Origin of the sequence: Nostoc sp. TCL240-02, from assembly GCF_013343235.1 — a bacterium.
In the GTDB taxonomy this organism is placed as follows: Bacteria; Cyanobacteriota; Cyanobacteriia; order Cyanobacteriales; family Nostocaceae; genus Nostoc.
In genome coordinates this window covers 6,866,780-6,883,655 of the sequence record NZ_CP040094.1, presented here as the reverse complement: position 1 = coordinate 6,883,655, position 16,876 = coordinate 6,866,780, and the positions used below count along the sequence as shown (strand labels likewise).

14 protein-coding genes and 2 pseudogenes are annotated in these 16,876 nt (G+C 42.5%); 10 read left to right on the top strand and 6 right to left on the bottom strand.

Annotated elements, in window-relative coordinates:
- The first annotated feature begins 103 nt into the window (after nucleotides 1–103).
- Entirely contained in the window at nucleotides 104–1,063 is a 960-nt protein-coding gene (locus FBB35_RS29405; protein ID WP_254625723.1) for a hypothetical protein, read from the top strand.
- 220 nt (nucleotides 1,064–1,283) lie between these two features.
- Here FBB35_RS29405 and FBB35_RS29400 read toward each other — a convergent pair whose 3' ends face one another.
- The 4 genes and pseudogenes from FBB35_RS29400 to FBB35_RS29390 all read right to left on the bottom strand — a co-directional run bounded on the left by FBB35_RS29400 (nucleotide 1,284) and on the right by FBB35_RS29390 (nucleotide 5,290).
- Entirely contained in the window at nucleotides 1,284–2,201 is a 918-nt protein-coding gene (locus FBB35_RS29400) for an RluA family pseudouridine synthase (RefSeq protein ID WP_217481763.1), read from the bottom strand.
- Nucleotides 2,202–2,594: 393 nt separating this feature from the next.
- Complete coding sequence (locus FBB35_RS35175) at nucleotides 2,595–2,945, bottom strand: DUF952 domain-containing protein (RefSeq protein WP_254626013.1); 351 nt, start codon at nucleotides 2,943–2,945, stop codon at nucleotides 2,595–2,597.
- 123 nt (nucleotides 2,946–3,068) lie between these two features.
- Nucleotides 3,069–3,635 (bottom strand): annotated as a pseudogene (locus FBB35_RS35170) (HAD family hydrolase); the annotation flags it as partial.
- A 125-nt stretch (nucleotides 3,636–3,760) separates the two neighbouring features.
- Nucleotides 3,761–5,290, bottom strand: coding sequence for a thioredoxin-like domain-containing protein (locus tag FBB35_RS29390; RefSeq protein WP_174712574.1), 1,530 nt, complete (start codon nucleotides 5,288–5,290; stop codon nucleotides 3,761–3,763).
- Between the two features lie 61 nt (nucleotides 5,291–5,351).
- On the opposite strand from FBB35_RS29390, the gene FBB35_RS29385 reads away from it, so the two are divergent.
- Nucleotides 5,352–6,266 carry a glutaminase gene (locus FBB35_RS29385; protein WP_174712573.1) on the top strand — a complete coding sequence of 305 codons (915 nt, stop codon included), beginning with the start codon at nucleotides 5,352–5,354 and terminating at the stop codon, nucleotides 6,264–6,266.
- On the opposite strand, the gene FBB35_RS29380 is transcribed toward FBB35_RS29385, so the two are convergent.
- Nucleotides 6,243–7,883 carry a hypothetical protein gene (locus tag FBB35_RS29380; protein WP_174712572.1) on the bottom strand — a complete coding sequence of 547 codons (1,641 nt, stop codon included), beginning with the start codon at nucleotides 7,881–7,883 and terminating at the stop codon, nucleotides 6,243–6,245. The genes FBB35_RS29385 and FBB35_RS29380 overlap by 24 nt on opposite strands.
- A 537-nt stretch (nucleotides 7,884–8,420) precedes the next feature.
- Here FBB35_RS29380 and psaA point away from each other — a divergent pair.
- The 6 genes and pseudogenes from psaA to FBB35_RS29350 form a co-directional block, all read left to right on the top strand.
- Complete coding sequence (psaA, locus tag FBB35_RS29375) at nucleotides 8,421–10,679, top strand: photosystem I core protein PsaA (RefSeq protein WP_174712571.1); 2,259 nt, start codon at nucleotides 8,421–8,423, stop codon at nucleotides 10,677–10,679.
- A 120-nt stretch (nucleotides 10,680–10,799) separates the two neighbouring features.
- Entirely contained in the window at nucleotides 10,800–13,025 is a 2,226-nt protein-coding gene (psaB, locus tag FBB35_RS29370) for a photosystem I core protein PsaB (protein WP_174712570.1), read from the top strand.
- A 62-nt stretch (nucleotides 13,026–13,087) separates the two neighbouring features.
- A complete protein-coding gene (locus FBB35_RS29365) occupies nucleotides 13,088–13,441 on the top strand; it encodes a hypothetical protein (protein ID WP_174712569.1) in 354 nt (117 codons plus the stop codon).
- Nucleotides 13,442–13,477: 36 nt separating this feature from the next.
- Entirely contained in the window at nucleotides 13,478–13,684 is a 207-nt protein-coding gene (locus FBB35_RS29360; RefSeq protein ID WP_174712568.1) for a hypothetical protein, read from the top strand.
- On the top strand, nucleotides 13,684–14,031 hold the full coding sequence (locus tag FBB35_RS29355; protein WP_174712567.1) for a type II toxin-antitoxin system PemK/MazF family toxin: 348 nt from the start codon (nucleotides 13,684–13,686) through the stop codon (nucleotides 14,029–14,031). The genes FBB35_RS29360 and FBB35_RS29355 overlap by 1 nt, the downstream gene beginning before the upstream one ends.
- A 26-nt stretch (nucleotides 14,032–14,057) precedes the next feature.
- Nucleotides 14,058–14,316 (top strand): annotated as a pseudogene (locus FBB35_RS29350) (DNA methyltransferase); the annotation flags it as partial.
- A gap of 111 nt (nucleotides 14,317–14,427) precedes the next feature.
- Here FBB35_RS29350 and FBB35_RS29345 read toward each other — a convergent pair.
- Nucleotides 14,428–14,622, bottom strand: a complete 195-nt coding sequence (locus tag FBB35_RS29345; RefSeq protein ID WP_174712566.1) for a hypothetical protein — start codon at nucleotides 14,620–14,622, stop codon at nucleotides 14,428–14,430.
- 705 nt (nucleotides 14,623–15,327) lie between these two features.
- On the opposite strand from FBB35_RS29345, the gene FBB35_RS29340 reads away from it, so the two are divergent.
- Complete coding sequence (locus FBB35_RS29340; RefSeq protein ID WP_174712565.1) at nucleotides 15,328–16,383, top strand: SGNH/GDSL hydrolase family protein; 1,056 nt, start codon at nucleotides 15,328–15,330, stop codon at nucleotides 16,381–16,383.
- A gap of 127 nt (nucleotides 16,384–16,510) precedes the next feature.
- Entirely contained in the window at nucleotides 16,511–16,873 is a 363-nt protein-coding gene (locus tag FBB35_RS29335; RefSeq protein ID WP_174712564.1) for a DUF4864 domain-containing protein, read from the top strand.
- The last annotated feature ends 3 nt before the right edge of the window (nucleotides 16,874–16,876 follow it).

Sequence of the window (16,876 nt, the reverse complement as noted above, 5' to 3'; positions counted from 1 at the left end):
TAATGAACAATTGCGTTCTCTGTTTGAGAGTAGTGAGACGAATGACTCAAGCACAGGTTGGGGAATGAATCACACCATCGTCCTTGGAGAATCCAAGGTTTTTGTGAAACGTGTTCCGGTTACAAACATCGAATTTGATAACCTGTTCTCCACCAGAAACCTCTACGATCTGCCAACTTACTGCAATTACGGCTTTGGTTCCACTGGTTTTGGTGTCTTTCGAGAACTTGTTACCCATATCAAGACTACCAACTGGGTATTGGATGGGGCAATTGCCAGCTTTCCACTGATGTACCATTATCGGATTATTCCCTTGGAGGGGCGACGTGCGGATATGGATAGGTCGCGTCTAAAGGCTTATGTGGAGTACTGGGGCAATAGTGCGAACGCCGGGAATTATATGTTAGACAGAGCGAATGCCAAGTATGAGTTAGTTCTGTTTCTAGAGTACATACCGTATATTCTGGAAACATGGCTGCTCTTAAACCCTAACAAACTTCAAAAACCTCTGGATGAATTACGCACGACGATTACTTTTTTGAGGGCGCAGGGAATCATCCACTTCGACGCACATTTTCGCAACATCCTTAGCGACGGCGAGCAAATATATTTGACCGATTTTGGTTTGGTACTTGACAAGAGTTTTACGTTAACGAAAGATGAAGAGTCTTTCTTTAAGCAGAACACATTTTACGACTATGGTGAAATCCTGCGGAATCTTAGTCACCTAATTCGAGCGCCTTATGATTTATGTTCGGAGAACGATAAACGCAGGATGATGGAAAAATATGGCATAAAAGAAGGCTTAAAACCTTATGAGATGAGGTCTATATTACTCGACAACATCGAGCAGATACATTCTGATGGAGACATGAAGTTAGACGAGTTCTATGTTGCCAGCATCGTCAAATACCGCAGCATCATTGCGCTGATGCAAGACTTCTTTTCTGATATGTGGGAAAATAAGAAGAAGGACACGAAACTTCGTCACGCAGAACTACAGCTACTGCTCAAAGAGGCTGAGTTTCTGACTTGTGCTGAAATTCATAACGGACATGAGTGAGCAATTAAGGTAATTGCACTTTGTTAAAAGGTTGTTTTTCTCTAAGAAAAATTTTTAGTTAAATACTTGAGTGCGATCGCTACGGTGAGCTACGCGATCGCACTTTACAACCAAAAACCCTGGCATCAAATACCGAGGTGAGCGCGAAATCTCCTACAAGAGGCAGTTCTAGGGGTTGTGCTTCTGGTATTTGCTGCGATCGCCTTTGAATAAAACAACGTTAAAGTGCAATTCGTCTTTTTAACATCTCCAAAAGTTTTGTAAATTGTGTGGGAGGGGTAGCTGTCACCTCAATCATCTCGCCAGAGATGGGATGCTGCAATCTTAGTCGCCAAGCGTGGAGTGCTTGACCGGACAAATTTACACCCACTGAATGACCAGAACTATAAACTGGGTCGCCGACAATGGGATGACCCATTTTGGCGCTATGGACGCGGATTTGATGGGTGCGTCCAGTTTCTAGTTGGAAGCGGATTAATGTATAGTTGCCAAGGCGTTCTAGTACTTGCCAATGAGTGACGGCAGATCGTCCGCCTTGTTCAATAGGCATAATAGCCATTTTCTTGCGGTCTTGTGGATGGCGACCAATGGGTAAGTCAATTGTGCCATTTTCGACTTTTGGCGCACCGTAAACCACACCCAAGTATTCTCTGCGTGCGGTTTTAGCTTTGAGTTGAGCTTGTAGGTGATGATGGGCAACTTCTGTTTTTGCGATCGCGATCGCTCCTGTTGTATCCTTATCTAATCGATGCACAATTCCTGGACGTTGGACTCCGCCAATTCCTGGTAAATTGGGACAGTGAGCCAATAAAGCGTTTACCAGTGTACCATCTGGATGACCGGGTGCGGGATGGACAACTAAGCCTGCGGGTTTGTTGAGAATAAGTAATTGGTCATCTTCGTAGAGGATATCTAAAGGGATATCTTCTGCTAGCAGTTCTAGGGGTTGTGCTTCTGGTATTTCCAGAGTGATGCGATCGCCTAGCTTGACATTGATTTTCTTAGAAGTGCAAACTTTATCATTAAGTTGAACATTACCCTGTTCGATTAACTGTTGGATGCGCGAACGGGATAAATCTGGTAATTCTTGGGAAAGGAAACGGTCAATGCGATCGCCTTTAGTGTCGGTGCAGTGTATCGTATTACTGGAGGGAAGTAAGCTAGGTGCTGCATCCTCTATATGAGAAGACAAGCGATCGCTATTTTCTTGGATTTGTAAATTAAATTCGGTCACAATTACTCTAGATTATTAATTCCCCATTCTTTAAGTAAAGCGCGGAATCTCTTTATTTGGGTGGTTAGAAACCTAGTCTACACAAGCAAAATCGACAGAGGTGGGTTTCAAAACCTTAATTTGGACTTAAATTTTGTTTGTATAGGGGTAAATTCTATTCACCCTAGCTATCTTATGTTTGTTCTCTTAAGCATTGTCGAATCTAAGTGCTGAACTTGTTCCTGTGGTTCGTGCCATTTCCACAAACGTTAAATTCTCTTGATCTCTCCTCCGTGTTCTTTGCGCCTCTGCGGTTCGTTATCCTAAATCTATAACTTCTTGCGGCAACTCAAACAAACCATTTTCCCCAGCTTCAAAATCAACCACCTGATACACAGCATCAATATTTAACTCACCATAAATGTGAGGAAATAATTCGCCAATTTCAGCCTCTTCATAACGAATTTCAGCTTGTACTTTCTCAGAATCAATAAAAAGTAGTACTAATTCTTTTTGATTATTAAAAAATCTCTTTGCAACTTTGAGTATTTGCGTTGATTGTGAACAATGTATAAAACCTTCACTCTCTAACGAATCAGCGCGATATGTACCGAGATTTTTTGCTTGTTCCCATTGTTGGCGTTTGGTAATGTGGAGAATGGTGTTCATAGATAATCTAGGAATTGCTGCATCTTCTAATATTTTCAGAAAATCCTCTAAATTTGTAAAGTCTTTAATTACTTTTGTAGCACCTACACTTATTAATTTTTTATCGCCTATTCCAATAAAAGCAATACTCAAGTCATAGGCTGCTTTTACATCCCAAACCCAATCACCGACAAAAACAACTTTCTGAAATTTTTCAACTTGATAAAAATTCTCTGCTTTTATAATAGATGTTTTTATAATATTTTCTCGTGAAAGTGCATCATTAGCTGAAGCTAAGGGGATACCTTCTATTTCTAAATTAGCCTTTTGAAGTTTTAATTTAGCAGATTCACGCCAACCACCAGTTGCGATCGCAACAGCCCAATTAGGGTTTATCTGTAATTTAGCTAATATATTTGCCGCACCAGGAATTTCACTGAATAAATCTTGGTTGTTAATAAAAGCTTCCTGAAGTAGACTAACAAAACGTGCTTTGAGTCTGACTAGCTCTTCATTTAAAGGAAGACGTTCTAATTTTTCTTGGAAAATTTGCTGAGTAATTCCAGAATCCGTCGTGTATGCGTATTCAGCCCAATTTGTATTTATACCAAAAATACCAAATTCTAATGCAAGAGCGCGTACAAAACAATTTTCATCAATTTTGCAGGTATTTATTAGTGTACCATCAACATCAAAAATTACTAATTGCATAATATATTTACTGTAACTCACAGTTAATTTTAGAATCTTAGAAGCCAATTAAGCGATCGCTAAAAAAATTACCATTTAAAATCTCGCCCAAAGGCACTAGATGCAAATTTTATCTCTACATGAGGTTAAAAATCGGTAGCGGTTACATTTGGCGGAATACAAACATCTGGCGCACATAAGCCAAAAAACTCTAGCGTCGTCACCTCACGAGTATTCAAATCTACGCGACGGATGGCATGATTATTGGTATCAGCAATATATAAATATGAGCCGTTAACACTCAATCCCGAAGGTTCAAAAAATCGGCTATTCTTACCTTGTCCATCTTGTAAACCAGCAGTACCATCTCCTAAAACTGTTTGACAATTGCCACTAAGACTAACTAATTTAATTTTGTGATTGTAGGTATCTGCTACCCATAGAAAATTTTGAGCAAATTCCACTCCTAAACAATGTTGTAAACGGACATCTTCACCCTGTCCATCTACATCACCAAAACCAAATAAACCCCCACTACCGCAAACGGTTCGCACTTGATACGGTTCTACAATTCCCACACCACGAATTGAACTAACTTCACTGTCAGCGATATATAATTCTTTTCCATCGCTGCTAATACCACTGGGTTGAGCAAAGGCAGATTCAGTAAGTGAACCATCAATGCAAGCTTCTACACCAGTACCAGCATAAGTTTTAATCATGCTAGTTTCTAAATCCATTTCCCAAATTTGATGCGGCCCAGCCATTGTAATAAATAAGGTATTTCCCACTTTCACTAAATCCCAAGGGGAATTTAGCGCAGTTTCTAAACCAGCACCGCTATGAGGATGAATATTCCGGCTTTGTTCTCCAGTTCCTGCGATCGCTTCTACTACTTGACGCTTAAAATCAACTCGCCGCAGGGTATGATTTTCTGTATCAGCAACATAAAGAATTTGATTTTCTGCATCATAAGCCATTCCTTGTGGTGCAAAAAACTGCGCTTCATTAAAAGCACCATCGGTTAAGCCAGATTTCCCAGTACCAATCAAATGCAGAATTTTGCCGTCGAAGCTACTCATAATCAGGCGATGATGTCCAGAGTCAGAGATGAACAAACCCGCTTGGGTAGCTAAGACTTTACCAGGAAAAGCTAGGGGAGTAATTAATGGTTGGTGCTGTTTTTCTAATATCAAACTAAGTTCTTGAAAATTAATTGTGCCTTTATCCTGGTGTTGCTGAATTAACTTTTGAATCAACTCGTCTAAAGTGTCACGGTTTACTTCACCAGAAATCTGGCCAATCACGTAACCTTCTGGATCAATAATTATTAAGGTAGGCCAAGCACGTACAGCATATTCTTCCCAAAGTCGAAAATTGCTGTCAACTATAACTGGGTGTTCAACGTCGTAGCGCAGGATAGCTTGGCGAATATTTTCTGTTTCTTTTTCGTTATCAAATTTGGCAGAATGGACACCAATAACGGTAAGACTATCTTTATATTTATTTTCTAAATATTTCAGGTTTGGCAGAATATGCAGACAATTTATACAGCAGTATGTCCAAAAGTCTAAAATTATGACTCTACCCTTGAGTTGTTTAAGAGACAAAGGTTTATCGGTATTGAGCCAAGAGTAATTTTGTGGTAATTCTGGCGCTCTAACACGGGGAAGCATAATAGTTCGTAATTCGTAATTCGTAATTCGTAATTAATAATTGAATCTGGGTGTATCTGTTGTGAAAGGATTTGAAAAATTAACTACCACGGAGTTATCAGCTTGGGTAGAACAAGCTAAAATTCTGGCTAAACAGGGACGAGTTATCGATCGCATTCCGCAACTAGCTAAAGCTTATCCTGGTTGGTTTGCAGTTCACATCTGCTGTAAATCGGGGAAAAATATCAGCTTCGGGGATACCGCTTGTGTCTTCCCACTAATGAGCGTTATTAAGACATTTTCTTTACTTTATCTGCTGGAAAATTTTGGCGCAGAAACAGTTTTTGGCTGGGTTGGGGTGGAACCATCGGATGCACCCTTCAATTCTTTAGAACAATTAGTTAGCGATCGCGGCCGTCCCCGCAACCCTATGATTAATAGTGGGGCAATTACCCTCGCTGATAAGTTACCAGGAAAGGATGCTACTCAACGCACTCTTTTATTTTGTCAATGGCTCAACCAATTAGCAGGTTGTCAACTAAGGTTAGATGAAGTGATGCTGGCTTCAGTGCGATTAACACGTTCAACAGCCAATGAAGCCATCGCACACTATCTTGCCGAAACAGGTCATTTAGAAAATCTTGAAACAGCACTTGACACTTATAATCAAATATGCTGCATTTCGGGGCGAGTTGAAGATTTAGCCCTGTTAGGAAAAATCCTAGCTTGTGAAAATAGCTTGGCAAACTCACAAAACCGCCGAATTGTCAATGCAGTGATGTCAATTTGTGGACTTTATGAAGCTTCTGCCGAGTTTGCAGTCAGAATTGGTTTACCGATGAAATCAGGGATTGGTGGTGGACTCGTCGCAATAGTCCCAGGTGAGGGAGCGATCGCTTGCTACAGTCCTGGGTTGGATGATACAGGAAATCCTGTAGGTGCGATCGCATTTGTTGAGGGTTTATCTCAAAATTTACAGTTGAGTGTCTTTAGTTGATTCTAGTTTCTCTGCTTCGGGAGCGCTTATTTTAGTTAACGGCGTTGATTCTGGAGTTGGCGTAATTGTTTCTGGTATTGGAGACTCGATAATCTCCGGCAGCGTGGGTGGCAAACTCGGAGATGGCGCAACTGTTACTTGTGGAGTAGGTGTCTTGCTCGTTCGACGCTTAAAAAATCCGCCAAATCTAGATTTTGTTGTCTGAGGCGCAACTTTTTCCGGTAACGGCGTTGATTCAGGAGTTGGCATTACCTCTGGCTGTGGTTCTGGTGTTGGCGTAATTATTTCTGGTGCTGGAGGCTCAATAATCTCTGGTAGCGTGGGTGGCAAACTCGGAGATGGCTCAACTGTTGCTTCTGGAGTAGGTGTCTTACTCGCACGACGGTTAAAAAATCCGTCAACTTTAGGTTTAGTTGGCTGAGGCGCAACTTTTTCAGGTAGCGGCGTTGATTCTGGAGTCGGCGTTACCGTTGGCTGTGCTTCTGATGGTGTCGGGGATAAAGTAGGAGATGGTACAACCGTTGGAACTTCTAATTTTGGTTCTTTTGGCTGTGTTTTAGATTCTTTCGGAACTTCAGTTTCAGGAAGGGGCTGTTTTTCTACCTTCGGTTGTATTTGGGGTGTTTTTTCAACAGAAGGCGTAGGTGTGAGTTTATAATTCGGGTCTACAATACCGCGTACCTCATCTGCTGTGAGTTCTCCTCTGACAATTTTCGACAAAGTGTCTTTACCCTTTGGCTGGAAGTCAATCAGTCTAACTGTAGTATTAAAGGCATTTTTGAGAGGATTTCCCTGATTATCGAGAAATTCTAGCTTTATCCAGTTTTTACCAGTTTGGAAGCCTTTCAGATAAACTGCCTGCCAGCGATCAAAAACAAAGCTTTCACCATTAATTGTGACGCGGATGCGCCAATCACTAAATCCTTCGTTAGTGTTTTCCTTGTCAACGAGATGCAGGGGAGCGTTAGTGAGATAAAAGTCCAGTAAGATTGGCTCTGCCCCGTAGCTACTTTGAGGACGGCTGTAAGTTAGCAGGGGTAACTTGGGATCTGGGTTGTTGTCGTCGGTTTTAGTGAAGACGTGAAATGTTGTCTCGGCATAAGCGCCTTCATTCTTAAAGCTTTCATGCCAAGGACGAGAAGCAAAGACACGCAGAGTATGAGTACCTGGAGACAACTCTGGCAAAACCAAGGGTTGGTTCAGGTCGTAAACAGGAATATAAGGTTGATTATCCAGAACTACATGGAGATGTGGCCCCAGTTGTAATTGTGGATCTTTAAATATTGGTAGATCCTTAACCTGAAAACTAGCTGTAACTTTATTATCTTGGAAAAATTCATCAGGTTTAGGAGTCACAATTGCCACTTGTGGTTGATAAACTTCCAAACTTGGACGCAGTTCTTGAATAACAGATGGTGGGGAAACTTCCGAAAATTGCTTTGAAATTTGAGAAATCTGTGGAGGGTTTTCTCTATAACCAGTTGATACTTCTTGGCTATCGGCTTTCTCGCCGCAACTGGTCAAGCTTAATACCAGCACCAATGTAATTATCCATCTAAGAATCGGGAACCTCTCAGGAAGGAGCTTCTCTAACACCCTTTTCTGCCACGAGTTCATGCGTTGCACCCAGCGATAGTCTTCGACAATTGCACAGATTATTTTCGCTCAAACTGTCCATCTGGCACTATAGCCCAAAAGGTGAAATCTGCCTCACATCCCTAAGTTTTTCTGTGTCTATTTCAGTCAATTTAAAACAAGTCATACTTTTTACAGCTTTTTACTTACAACAATGGAAATATGACACAAATGTTCATAAGTAATAGCAGTAAAAGCTGTAAGCCAAGTGTATACAGCAAAATCATAAAACTTACCAATTGTTATTCTTTGTAAATTAAAATGGTTAATCTATTGACTTTTAGACAAATAGTTTGAAGTTAAAAGGCAGATAAGACGGTAATTTCAGCAATATTCCACCAAGTTTGAATTATTGTTAAAATATCTCCAACAAAGTGCAGGTGAAGACTCTATAATTCAACGAGAAACAACTCTCCACATAGGGTCTTCATCGCGACTTCAGTAAAATTCTGAGTATGCGGTAATGGTTCACTTTGTGGTATTCATGATTCCTCATTCCTTATCAAGAGAGGAGGTCAAATGACAATAAGTCCTCCGGAGCGAGAGGAAAAGAAGGCAAGAGTAATCGTCGATAACGATCCGGTTCCAACCTCATTCGAGAGATGGGCGCAACCTGGACACTTTGACAGATCCTTAGCCAGAGGTCCCAAAACCACCACATGGATTTGGAACCTGCACGCACTCGCCCATGATTTCGATACACATACAAGCGATTTAGAAGATATATCCCGCAAGATATTCTCAGCCCACTTCGGCCACCTAGCCGTAGTGATGGTTTGGTTGAGCGGGATGATTTTCCACGGCGCGAAGTTTTCTAACTACGAAGCTTGGCTAAGTGACCCGTTAAACGTTAAGCCTAGCGCTCAAGTCGTTTGGCCTATTGTTGGACAAGACATTTTAAACGGTGATGTTGGCGGTGGTTTCCACGGTATTCAAATCACCTCCGGTTTGTTCCAAGTATGGCGTGGTTGGGGGATTACAAACTCCTTCCAGCTTTACTGCACTGCGATCGGTGGCTTGGTACTAGCAGGCTTATTCCTATTTGCTGGCTGGTTCCACTACCACAAACGCGCTCCTAAACTGGAATGGTTCCAGAATGTGGAGTCGATGCTAAACCATCACTTGCAAGTCTTGTTAGGTTGTGGTTCCTTGGGATGGGCAGGTCACATAATCCACGTGTCCGCACCGACCAACAAGCTTTTGGATGCAGGCGTTGCTCTTAAAGACATCCCCTTGCCCCACGAGTTCATCTTGAACAAAGACTTGTTGACCGAGTTGTATCCCAGTTTTGCTGCTGGTTTAGCACCTTTCTTCACCTTGAACTGGGGTCAGTATGCTGACTTCCTTACCTTCAAGGGCGGTTTGAACCCAGTAACTGGTGGCTTGTGGATGAGTGACATTGCTCATCACCATTTAGCGATCGCAGTTCTCTTTATCGTTGCTGGTCATCAATACCGTACAAACTGGGGTATTGGTCACAGCATTAAAGAGATCCTAGAAAACCACAAAGGTCCTTTCACTGGTGAAGGTCACAAAGGTCTCTACGAAAACCTGACCACATCCTGGCACGCTCAGTTGGCTACTAACCTGGCCTTCTTGGGTTCACTGACCATCATCATCGCGCATCACATGTACGCGATGCCCCCCTATCCATATTTGGCAACTGATTACGCTACACAGTTGTGCATATTCACTCACCATATTTGGATCGGTGGCTTCTTGATTGTTGGTGGAGCAGCTCACGCTGCGATCTTCATGGTGCGGGATTACGATCCAGTTGTGAATCAAAACAACGTATTGGATCGGGTAATTCGTCACCGTGATGCGATTATTTCTCACCTGAACTGGGTATGTATTTTCTTAGGCTTCCATAGCTTTGGACTTTACATCCACAACGACACAATGCGTGCATTGGGTCGTCCTCAAGACTTGTTCTCTGATACAGGGATTCAATTGCAGCCAGTATTTGCCCAGTGGATACAAAATATCCACGCCTTGGCTCCTGGTACAACTGCACCCAATGCCCTAGAACCAGTTAGCTATGTCTTTGGCGGCGGTATTTTGGCTGTTGGCGGTAAAGTGGCAGCTGCACCCATTGCTTTGGGCACAGCCGACTTCCTAATTCACCACATTCACGCTTTCACCATTCACGTCACCGTCCTAATTCTGCTCAAAGGTGTGCTGTATGCCCGTAGCTCTCGTCTGATTCCAGACAAAGCAAACCTGGGCTTCCGCTTCCCCTGCGACGGTCCTGGTCGTGGCGGTACTTGCCAAGTGTCTGGTTGGGATCACGTATTCCTCGGACTATTCTGGATGTACAACTCCCTGTCTATTGTAATTTTCCACTTCAGTTGGAAGATGCAATCAGATGTTTGGGGAACCGTAGATGCAGATGGTACTGTGACTCACATCACTGGTGGCAACTTTGCCCAAAGTGCTATTACCATCAACGGTTGGTTACGGGACTTCTTGTGGGCACAAGCTACACAAGTCATCAATTCCTATGGCAGCGCGCTATCTGCCTATGGTCTACTCTTCTTAGGCGCTCACTTTGTCTGGGCATTCAGCTTGATGTTCCTGTTCAGTGGTCGCGGCTACTGGCAAGAACTGATTGAGTCCATTGTTTGGGCGCATAACAAACTGAAGGTAGCACCAGCAATCCAGCCTCGCGCTCTGAGTATTATTCAGGGTCGGGCTGTAGGGGTAGCTCACTACCTCTTGGGAGGAATTGCCACAACTTGGGCGTTCTTCCATGCACACATCCTTTCAGTAGGGTAGCAATCAGTTATTGAGTGCTGAGTGCTGAGTGCTGAGTGAAAACTTAGAACTCAGGACTCAAAACTCAGGACTCTAGACGCTGATATTTGATGGCTAAAGGTCAGAGGATTTATTAAACCTATGGCGACAAAATTTCCGAAATTTAGCCAGGATCTCGCACAGGACCCGACGACTCGTCGGATATGGTATGCGATCGCTACAGGCAACGATTTTGAAACCCATGATGGCATGACGGAAGAAAATCTTTACCAAAAGATTTTCGCAACTCACTTCGGTCACTTGGCAATCATCTTCCTGTGGGCATCCAGCCTCCTGTTCCACGTAGCCTGGCAAGGTAACTTCGAACAGTGGATTAAAGATCCCCTTCACATCCGTCCCATCGCCCATGCGATTTGGGATCCCCACTTTGGTAAACCAGCAATTGAAGCTTTTACCCAAGCGGGCGCTAGCAATCCAGTAAACATTACCTACTCTGGTCTTTACCATTGGTGGTATACCATCGGTATGCGGAATAACGGCGAACTGTACAACGGTTCAGTGTTCTTGCTGGTATTCGCTGCTGTACTACTGTTTGCTGGTTGGCTGCACTTGCAACCCAAGTACCGTCCTAGCTTGGCATGGTTTAAGAGCGCTGAACATCGCCTAAACCACCACTTAGCAGGTTTGTTTGGTGTTAGTTCATTGGCTTGGGCTGGTCACTTAATTCACGTTGCTGTCCCCGAAGCTCGCGGTCAGCATGTAGGTTGGGATAACTTCCTGAATACCCCACCCCACCCAGCCGGTTTGACACCATTCTTTACAGGCAACTGGGGTGTTTACTCTCAAAACCCTGACACTCCTGGACATATCTTCGGGACATCGCAAGGTGCAGGAACTGCAATTCTGAGTTTCTTGGGTGGTTTCCATCCCCAGACAGAAGCTTTGTGGCTAACTGACATAGCTCACCACCACCTAGCGATCGCAGTTTTATTCATTGTTGCTGGTCACATGTACCGGACAAACTTTGGGATTGGTCACAGTCTCAAAGAAGCATTGAATGCCAAGAGTTTCTTTGGTATTCCAGTTGAAGGGCCGTTTAACCTACCTCACCAAGGTATCTACGACACCTACAACAACTCCTTGCACTTCCAATTGGGTTGGCACTTAGCAGCGCTAGGTGTTGTTACTTCCCTGGTAGCGCAGCACATGTACTCCATGCCTTCCTACGCATTTATTGCGAAGGACTACACAACCCAGGCAGCGTTGTACACGCATCACCAGTATATTGCTGGATTCCTGATGCTTGGTGCTTTTGCTCACGGTGCGATTTTCTGGGTGCGTGATTACGACCCAGAGCAAAACAAAGGTAACGTGCTTGACCGCGTGTTGAAGCACAAAGAAGCGATTATTTCCCACCTCAGCTGGGTATCTCTTTTCTTAGGCTTCCACACCCTTGGTCTGTACGTACACAACGACGTAGTAGTTGCTTTCGGCACTCCTGAAAAGCAAATCTTGATTGAGCCAGTATTTGCTCAATTCGTCCAAGCTGCTAACGGTAAGGTGCTGTACGGTTTAGATACTTTGCTATCTAACCCCGATAGTATTGCTTACACAGCATGGCCTAACTACGCTAACGTTTGGCTTCCAGGTTGGTTAGATGCCATTAATGCTGGTACTAACTCCCTGTTCTTGACAATTGGCCCTGGCGATTTCTTGGTTCACCATGCGATCGCTCTAGGTCTGCACACCACCACCTTGATCTTGGTCAAAGGTGCTTTGGATGCCCGTGGTTCTAAGCTGATGCCCGACAAAAAGGACTTCGGCTATGCCTTCCCTTGCGACGGACCCGGTCGTGGCGGTACTTGCGACATCTCAGCATGGGATTCCTTCTACCTCGCTACATTCTGGATGCTCAACACCATTGGTTGGTTGACCTTCTACTGGCATTGGAAACATCTCGGTGTTTGGCAAGGCAACGTAGCTCAGTTTAATGAGAACTCTACATACCTTATGGGCTGGTTCCGCGATTACCTCTGGGCTAACTCCGCTCAGTTGATTAACGGTTACAACCCCTACGGCGTGAATAACCTGTCTGTCTGGGCTTGGATGTTCCTGTTTGGACACCTAGTTTGGGCTACTGGCTTCATGTTCTTAATCTCCTGGAGAGGTTACTGGCAAGAGTTGATTGAAACCCTTGTTTGGGCACACGAACGCACTCCTCTGGCTAACCTAGTTCGCTGGAAAGACAAGCCCGTTGCTCTGTCCATCGTTCAAGCTCGTGTCGTTGGTCTAGCTCACTTCACAGTTGGCTACATCGTGACTTACGCCGCGTTCTTGATTGCTTCTACTGCTGGTAAGTTCGGTTAATTCGGCTGCTAGTTTTGTAGATAAGTAATAAAAATCCCCTGCCGCAATGGTGGGGGATTTTTTTGAAATTAGTTAAGTTTAAAATTACAGTAAGAAAAGTTGAAGATACTATAAAAAGAAATGGAAATAAAATGCAATTCCAAGAAAAACCTACTCTCAAAGAAAGTTGGTGGCTGATGTGGTGTAGTTTTCCTAACTTAAATTGGGCAAGATTAAGAACCTACGATGATTTATCCACTGAGATATTAGATTGTGATGGTTCTAAATACACATTTTCTAATGAGGAAGAGGTACGTTACTACTTAATGGAGGATGAATTCACACAATTTGAATCACTTGACCAAGAAGATGAACAAGAACTTGGTATCCCGTTGTGTCTCATACAGATACCAAAAGGAAAAAACGAAAGGAATTAATAGAAAAAATGTATGTAAAACAAAGCGAAATACGAAATGAATACTAAACTTGTTGAATCACTGTTGCAAGTTATCCTATCTCTCTCTGATGAAGAGCGATCGCTTTTGGAAGAAAAACTATTTTTCGATTCATCAGAGCCTTCAACTTGTGATTTAATGCTACTTGCCCAGACTGGAGGAGTCTTTAACTTTCTTGAAAATGAACCAGACATATACTCACTTGACGACGGAGAACCTATCTAATGTCTCTCCAAACAGGTGATATCCTCTTGGTTCCATTTCCATTTATAGACTTGAGTGGAACAAAGCTAGGTCCTGGTTTAGTTTTATGGATAGATACCATAGGCGATGATGTCACTTTATGTTTTATTTCATCTCAAAATATAAGTAGTTTGAGTCCAGAAGAGTTTATTTTAGAACCTTCAGATCCAGATTTTACTAATACTGGATTACGGGTTGCTTCTAAAGTTAGGGTTACTCGAATAACTACTATAGAGCATAGGCTAATCACCAGAAGGATAGGTAAATTAGGAGAAAGTCAAATTCAGCAGTTGAATACAGTGATTCTTCAAGCTCTGAAACTGACATAATCTTAAATGTGTTACGTCTTATTAGACATCATATTTCTCATAAATCCCAAAAGGATAACCAGGGTGCAATCCCGCCAAATTTGCTAGAAATTGCTAATACTGAATCGAATAGTGCTTATTTACGACACTGCAAAGCAGCCAAAATTAGACCCTATCAGCCTGTTATCTTCAAGGGTTTGCTAAGTTTTCATCAAATTCTTAATTGATGAAGGTGATATGGTTTTAGATCCATTTGCAGGTTCTAACACAACTGGGTTTGTTGCTGAAACTCTGCAACGCCAATGAATCTCTTTTGAAATTAACGAAATTATGTAATGGGAAGTTGTTATCGTTTTAGCCATTAATCAAATTAAGTAAATAGTCACGAATGACGAGTTAAAATTTATAACTCCTCACTTAAATTTCTCCATTCACCTGCATTTGATGAACTTGATCGGCTAGCTCTTGACGACCTTGATCGTCTAGTTTTTCAATAGCTAACATTCCCATGAGAATTACTTCTTTCAGTGTTAAACGTGTCGAATGTGCCTGTTTTTGCACAATCTCCTTAATAATTGGACTGACACCAATCGCTGTACTAGCTCTAGCCACGGGAGAACAAACACTAATGATTAAGCCTAAATCTTAGCACTTCCAATGAAGTTATTTTCTATAGTTAAAACTTAATTTAAAGGTGTTTCAACTCATACTTCTACAGGCAAACATAAACTTGAAATTATATATACAGAACTACAAAAGAAGTACAGAGAATTGCTCTAATATTGGATAATCTGTATCAAACCCTAAATCATCCCATCAAAGCTAAGAGTCAACTTTTGGATGAAAATAAATCTAACTTTTGCTATATCAACGCAATCTGTATAATTTTTGACTGCACTATAGATGACTTTATAATTATCCCCAACCAGTTTGAGCGCCCAACTTTTTTATAGGAAGTTCTTAAATATCAACAATAATAACCTTTTTATTGCTCAAAAACAGCGGATCATCGTATGATATCAACTAATCGCAAACTTATACACACTTACAATATTTGTGGGCACTGAGTTATAAAAAATGGTTGTTTTGTGAAAATAGTGCTTTAAGTACCAGTATTTTCGCAAATCAGACTTGTATACCACCGAAAAAACCGTACTTTAAAGAGATCGTAAATTGTCTAAGATAATCTACTCAACACGCTTTACAGAACTATACAGTGTAAATAAGAATAATAACTTAACCGAAGTAAAATTTTCCTGAATACAGGCAACTAATGCTGTGATAGGGAAAAGCAGTGAGTAGAGGAGAGAGAAAGCGATGAGGGACCCTTATCTGTTGGCAGCAGGCTTGTTAACAGGATTAGCAATACCAGCATCGGCTCTTCCACATTTGTCGATTGTCCTGCCAGAAAGTTCTAGATTCCTGTGGGATTTAAAACAAGGCTCGCAGACAATAGTAAGTAGACAAATCATCCCCAGCGTTGATCTCTCCTTACCAGAACTCAGTGGGCAAGCGTTCCAACCCCTAAAAAATTCGCAGCCGACGGTAGACGAGAAAAACGTCTCTAGCGTACCCGAACTCAGTAGTGAAGGATTACCAGCCTCAACAGAATCATTAGTCAAACCCAGTGCCCGAGCAGCTGGTATTTCTTTGACATCTGGTAATCAACTTTACTACCAAAGATTGGCGGCTCTGAAAACAGGTCAGATTTATACGCGCGTAGATAGTGATAATTTGCAATCTTTGTGGGAGTCGATCAGGAAGCGTCAACTAACTTATGATGACTGGAAAAGTTTATTAGCTCTAGAAGCTAGAGCGATCGCTCAAGGTCAAGGTGCAAATCATCTAAGCATCTTAGTTGGTGATTCTTTGAGCATGTGGTTTCCTAGAGAAAAACTCCCTACTGGAAAATTGTGGCTCAATCAAGGTATCTCTGGAGATACTTCCAGTGGGGTTTTAAAAAGGTTGGGGGCATTTTCGGCAACCCGGCCGGATGTGATTTATGTCATGGCTGGGATTAACGACTTACGAAAAGGCGCTAGTGATGACACAATTTTGCGTAATTATCGCCGGATTGTCCGTCGTTTACGCGAAACTCACCCAAAAGCTCAAATCATTGTCCAATCAATTTTGCCTACTCGCCTAGCAAAACTTTCTAATAGCCGCATTCGTCATATCAACACCCAACTAACCCAAATTGCTAAACAAGAAGGCGCTAATTATCTAAATATTTATAGCTGGTTTACTGATATGGAAGGCAATATGCGCCCAGAGTTGACCACAGATGGTTTGCACCTGTCGCAAGAGGGTTATGATGTATGGCGCTCGGCATTACAGCAGATAGAATACAAGGTGACTCAGCGTGAAGATTAAGCGATCGCTCGACCCTTGAAGCGATGTCTATGATGGTCACTGAGCCAAGTCGTACCACTTCGTGGAAGCAAGCTACGCGGAGCGTCTCGTAGAGAAGTGCGGGCTGCGCCTACGCAATTTTAGATTTATGGAAATTACCGACAACGATGCCATCACCATACGTTCTCTAATTGAAAACCAATTGGCAGCCTTTAAAAAGGATGATGCCCAAGGCGCTTTTGCCTTCGCCAGTCCAGGAATTCAGGCGCAATTTGGTACCCCAGAAAATTTTATGCAGATGGTGAAGATAAGTTACCCAGCAGTATACCGTCCTCGCTCTGTCTTTTTTGAGAAGATAACAACCATCCAAAAAAATATAACTCAGCCAGTGCTACTACTTGCTCCTGATGGAGTTCCCTTGAGAGCTTTATATTTTATGGAAAAACAGCCGGATAATGCCTGGAGGATTAACGGCTGCTTTCTAGTTTCTGTAGAAGGTAAAGAAATATAAACT

Coding starts and splice junctions, on each gene's coding strand:
- FBB35_RS35175 (WP_254626013.1), bottom strand. CDS start 2,945: ATGAACACCATTCTCCACATTACCAAACGCCAACAATGGGAACAAGCA.
- FBB35_RS29390 (WP_174712574.1), bottom strand. CDS start 5,290: ATGCTTCCCCGTGTTAGAGCGCCAGAATTACCACAAAATTACTCTTGG.
- FBB35_RS29380 (WP_174712572.1), bottom strand. CDS start 7,883: ATGAACTCGTGGCAGAAAAGGGTGTTAGAGAAGCTCCTTCCTGAGAGG.
- psaA (WP_174712571.1), top strand. CDS start 8,421: ATGACAATAAGTCCTCCGGAGCGAGAGGAAAAGAAGGCAAGAGTAATC.
- psaB (WP_174712570.1), top strand. CDS start 10,800: ATGGCGACAAAATTTCCGAAATTTAGCCAGGATCTCGCACAGGACCCG.
- FBB35_RS29360 (WP_174712568.1), top strand. CDS start 13,478: ATGAATACTAAACTTGTTGAATCACTGTTGCAAGTTATCCTATCTCTC.
- FBB35_RS29355 (WP_174712567.1), top strand. CDS start 13,684: ATGTCTCTCCAAACAGGTGATATCCTCTTGGTTCCATTTCCATTTATA.
- FBB35_RS29340 (WP_174712565.1), top strand. CDS start 15,328: ATGAGGGACCCTTATCTGTTGGCAGCAGGCTTGTTAACAGGATTAGCA.
- FBB35_RS29335 (WP_174712564.1), top strand. CDS start 16,511: ATGGAAATTACCGACAACGATGCCATCACCATACGTTCTCTAATTGAA.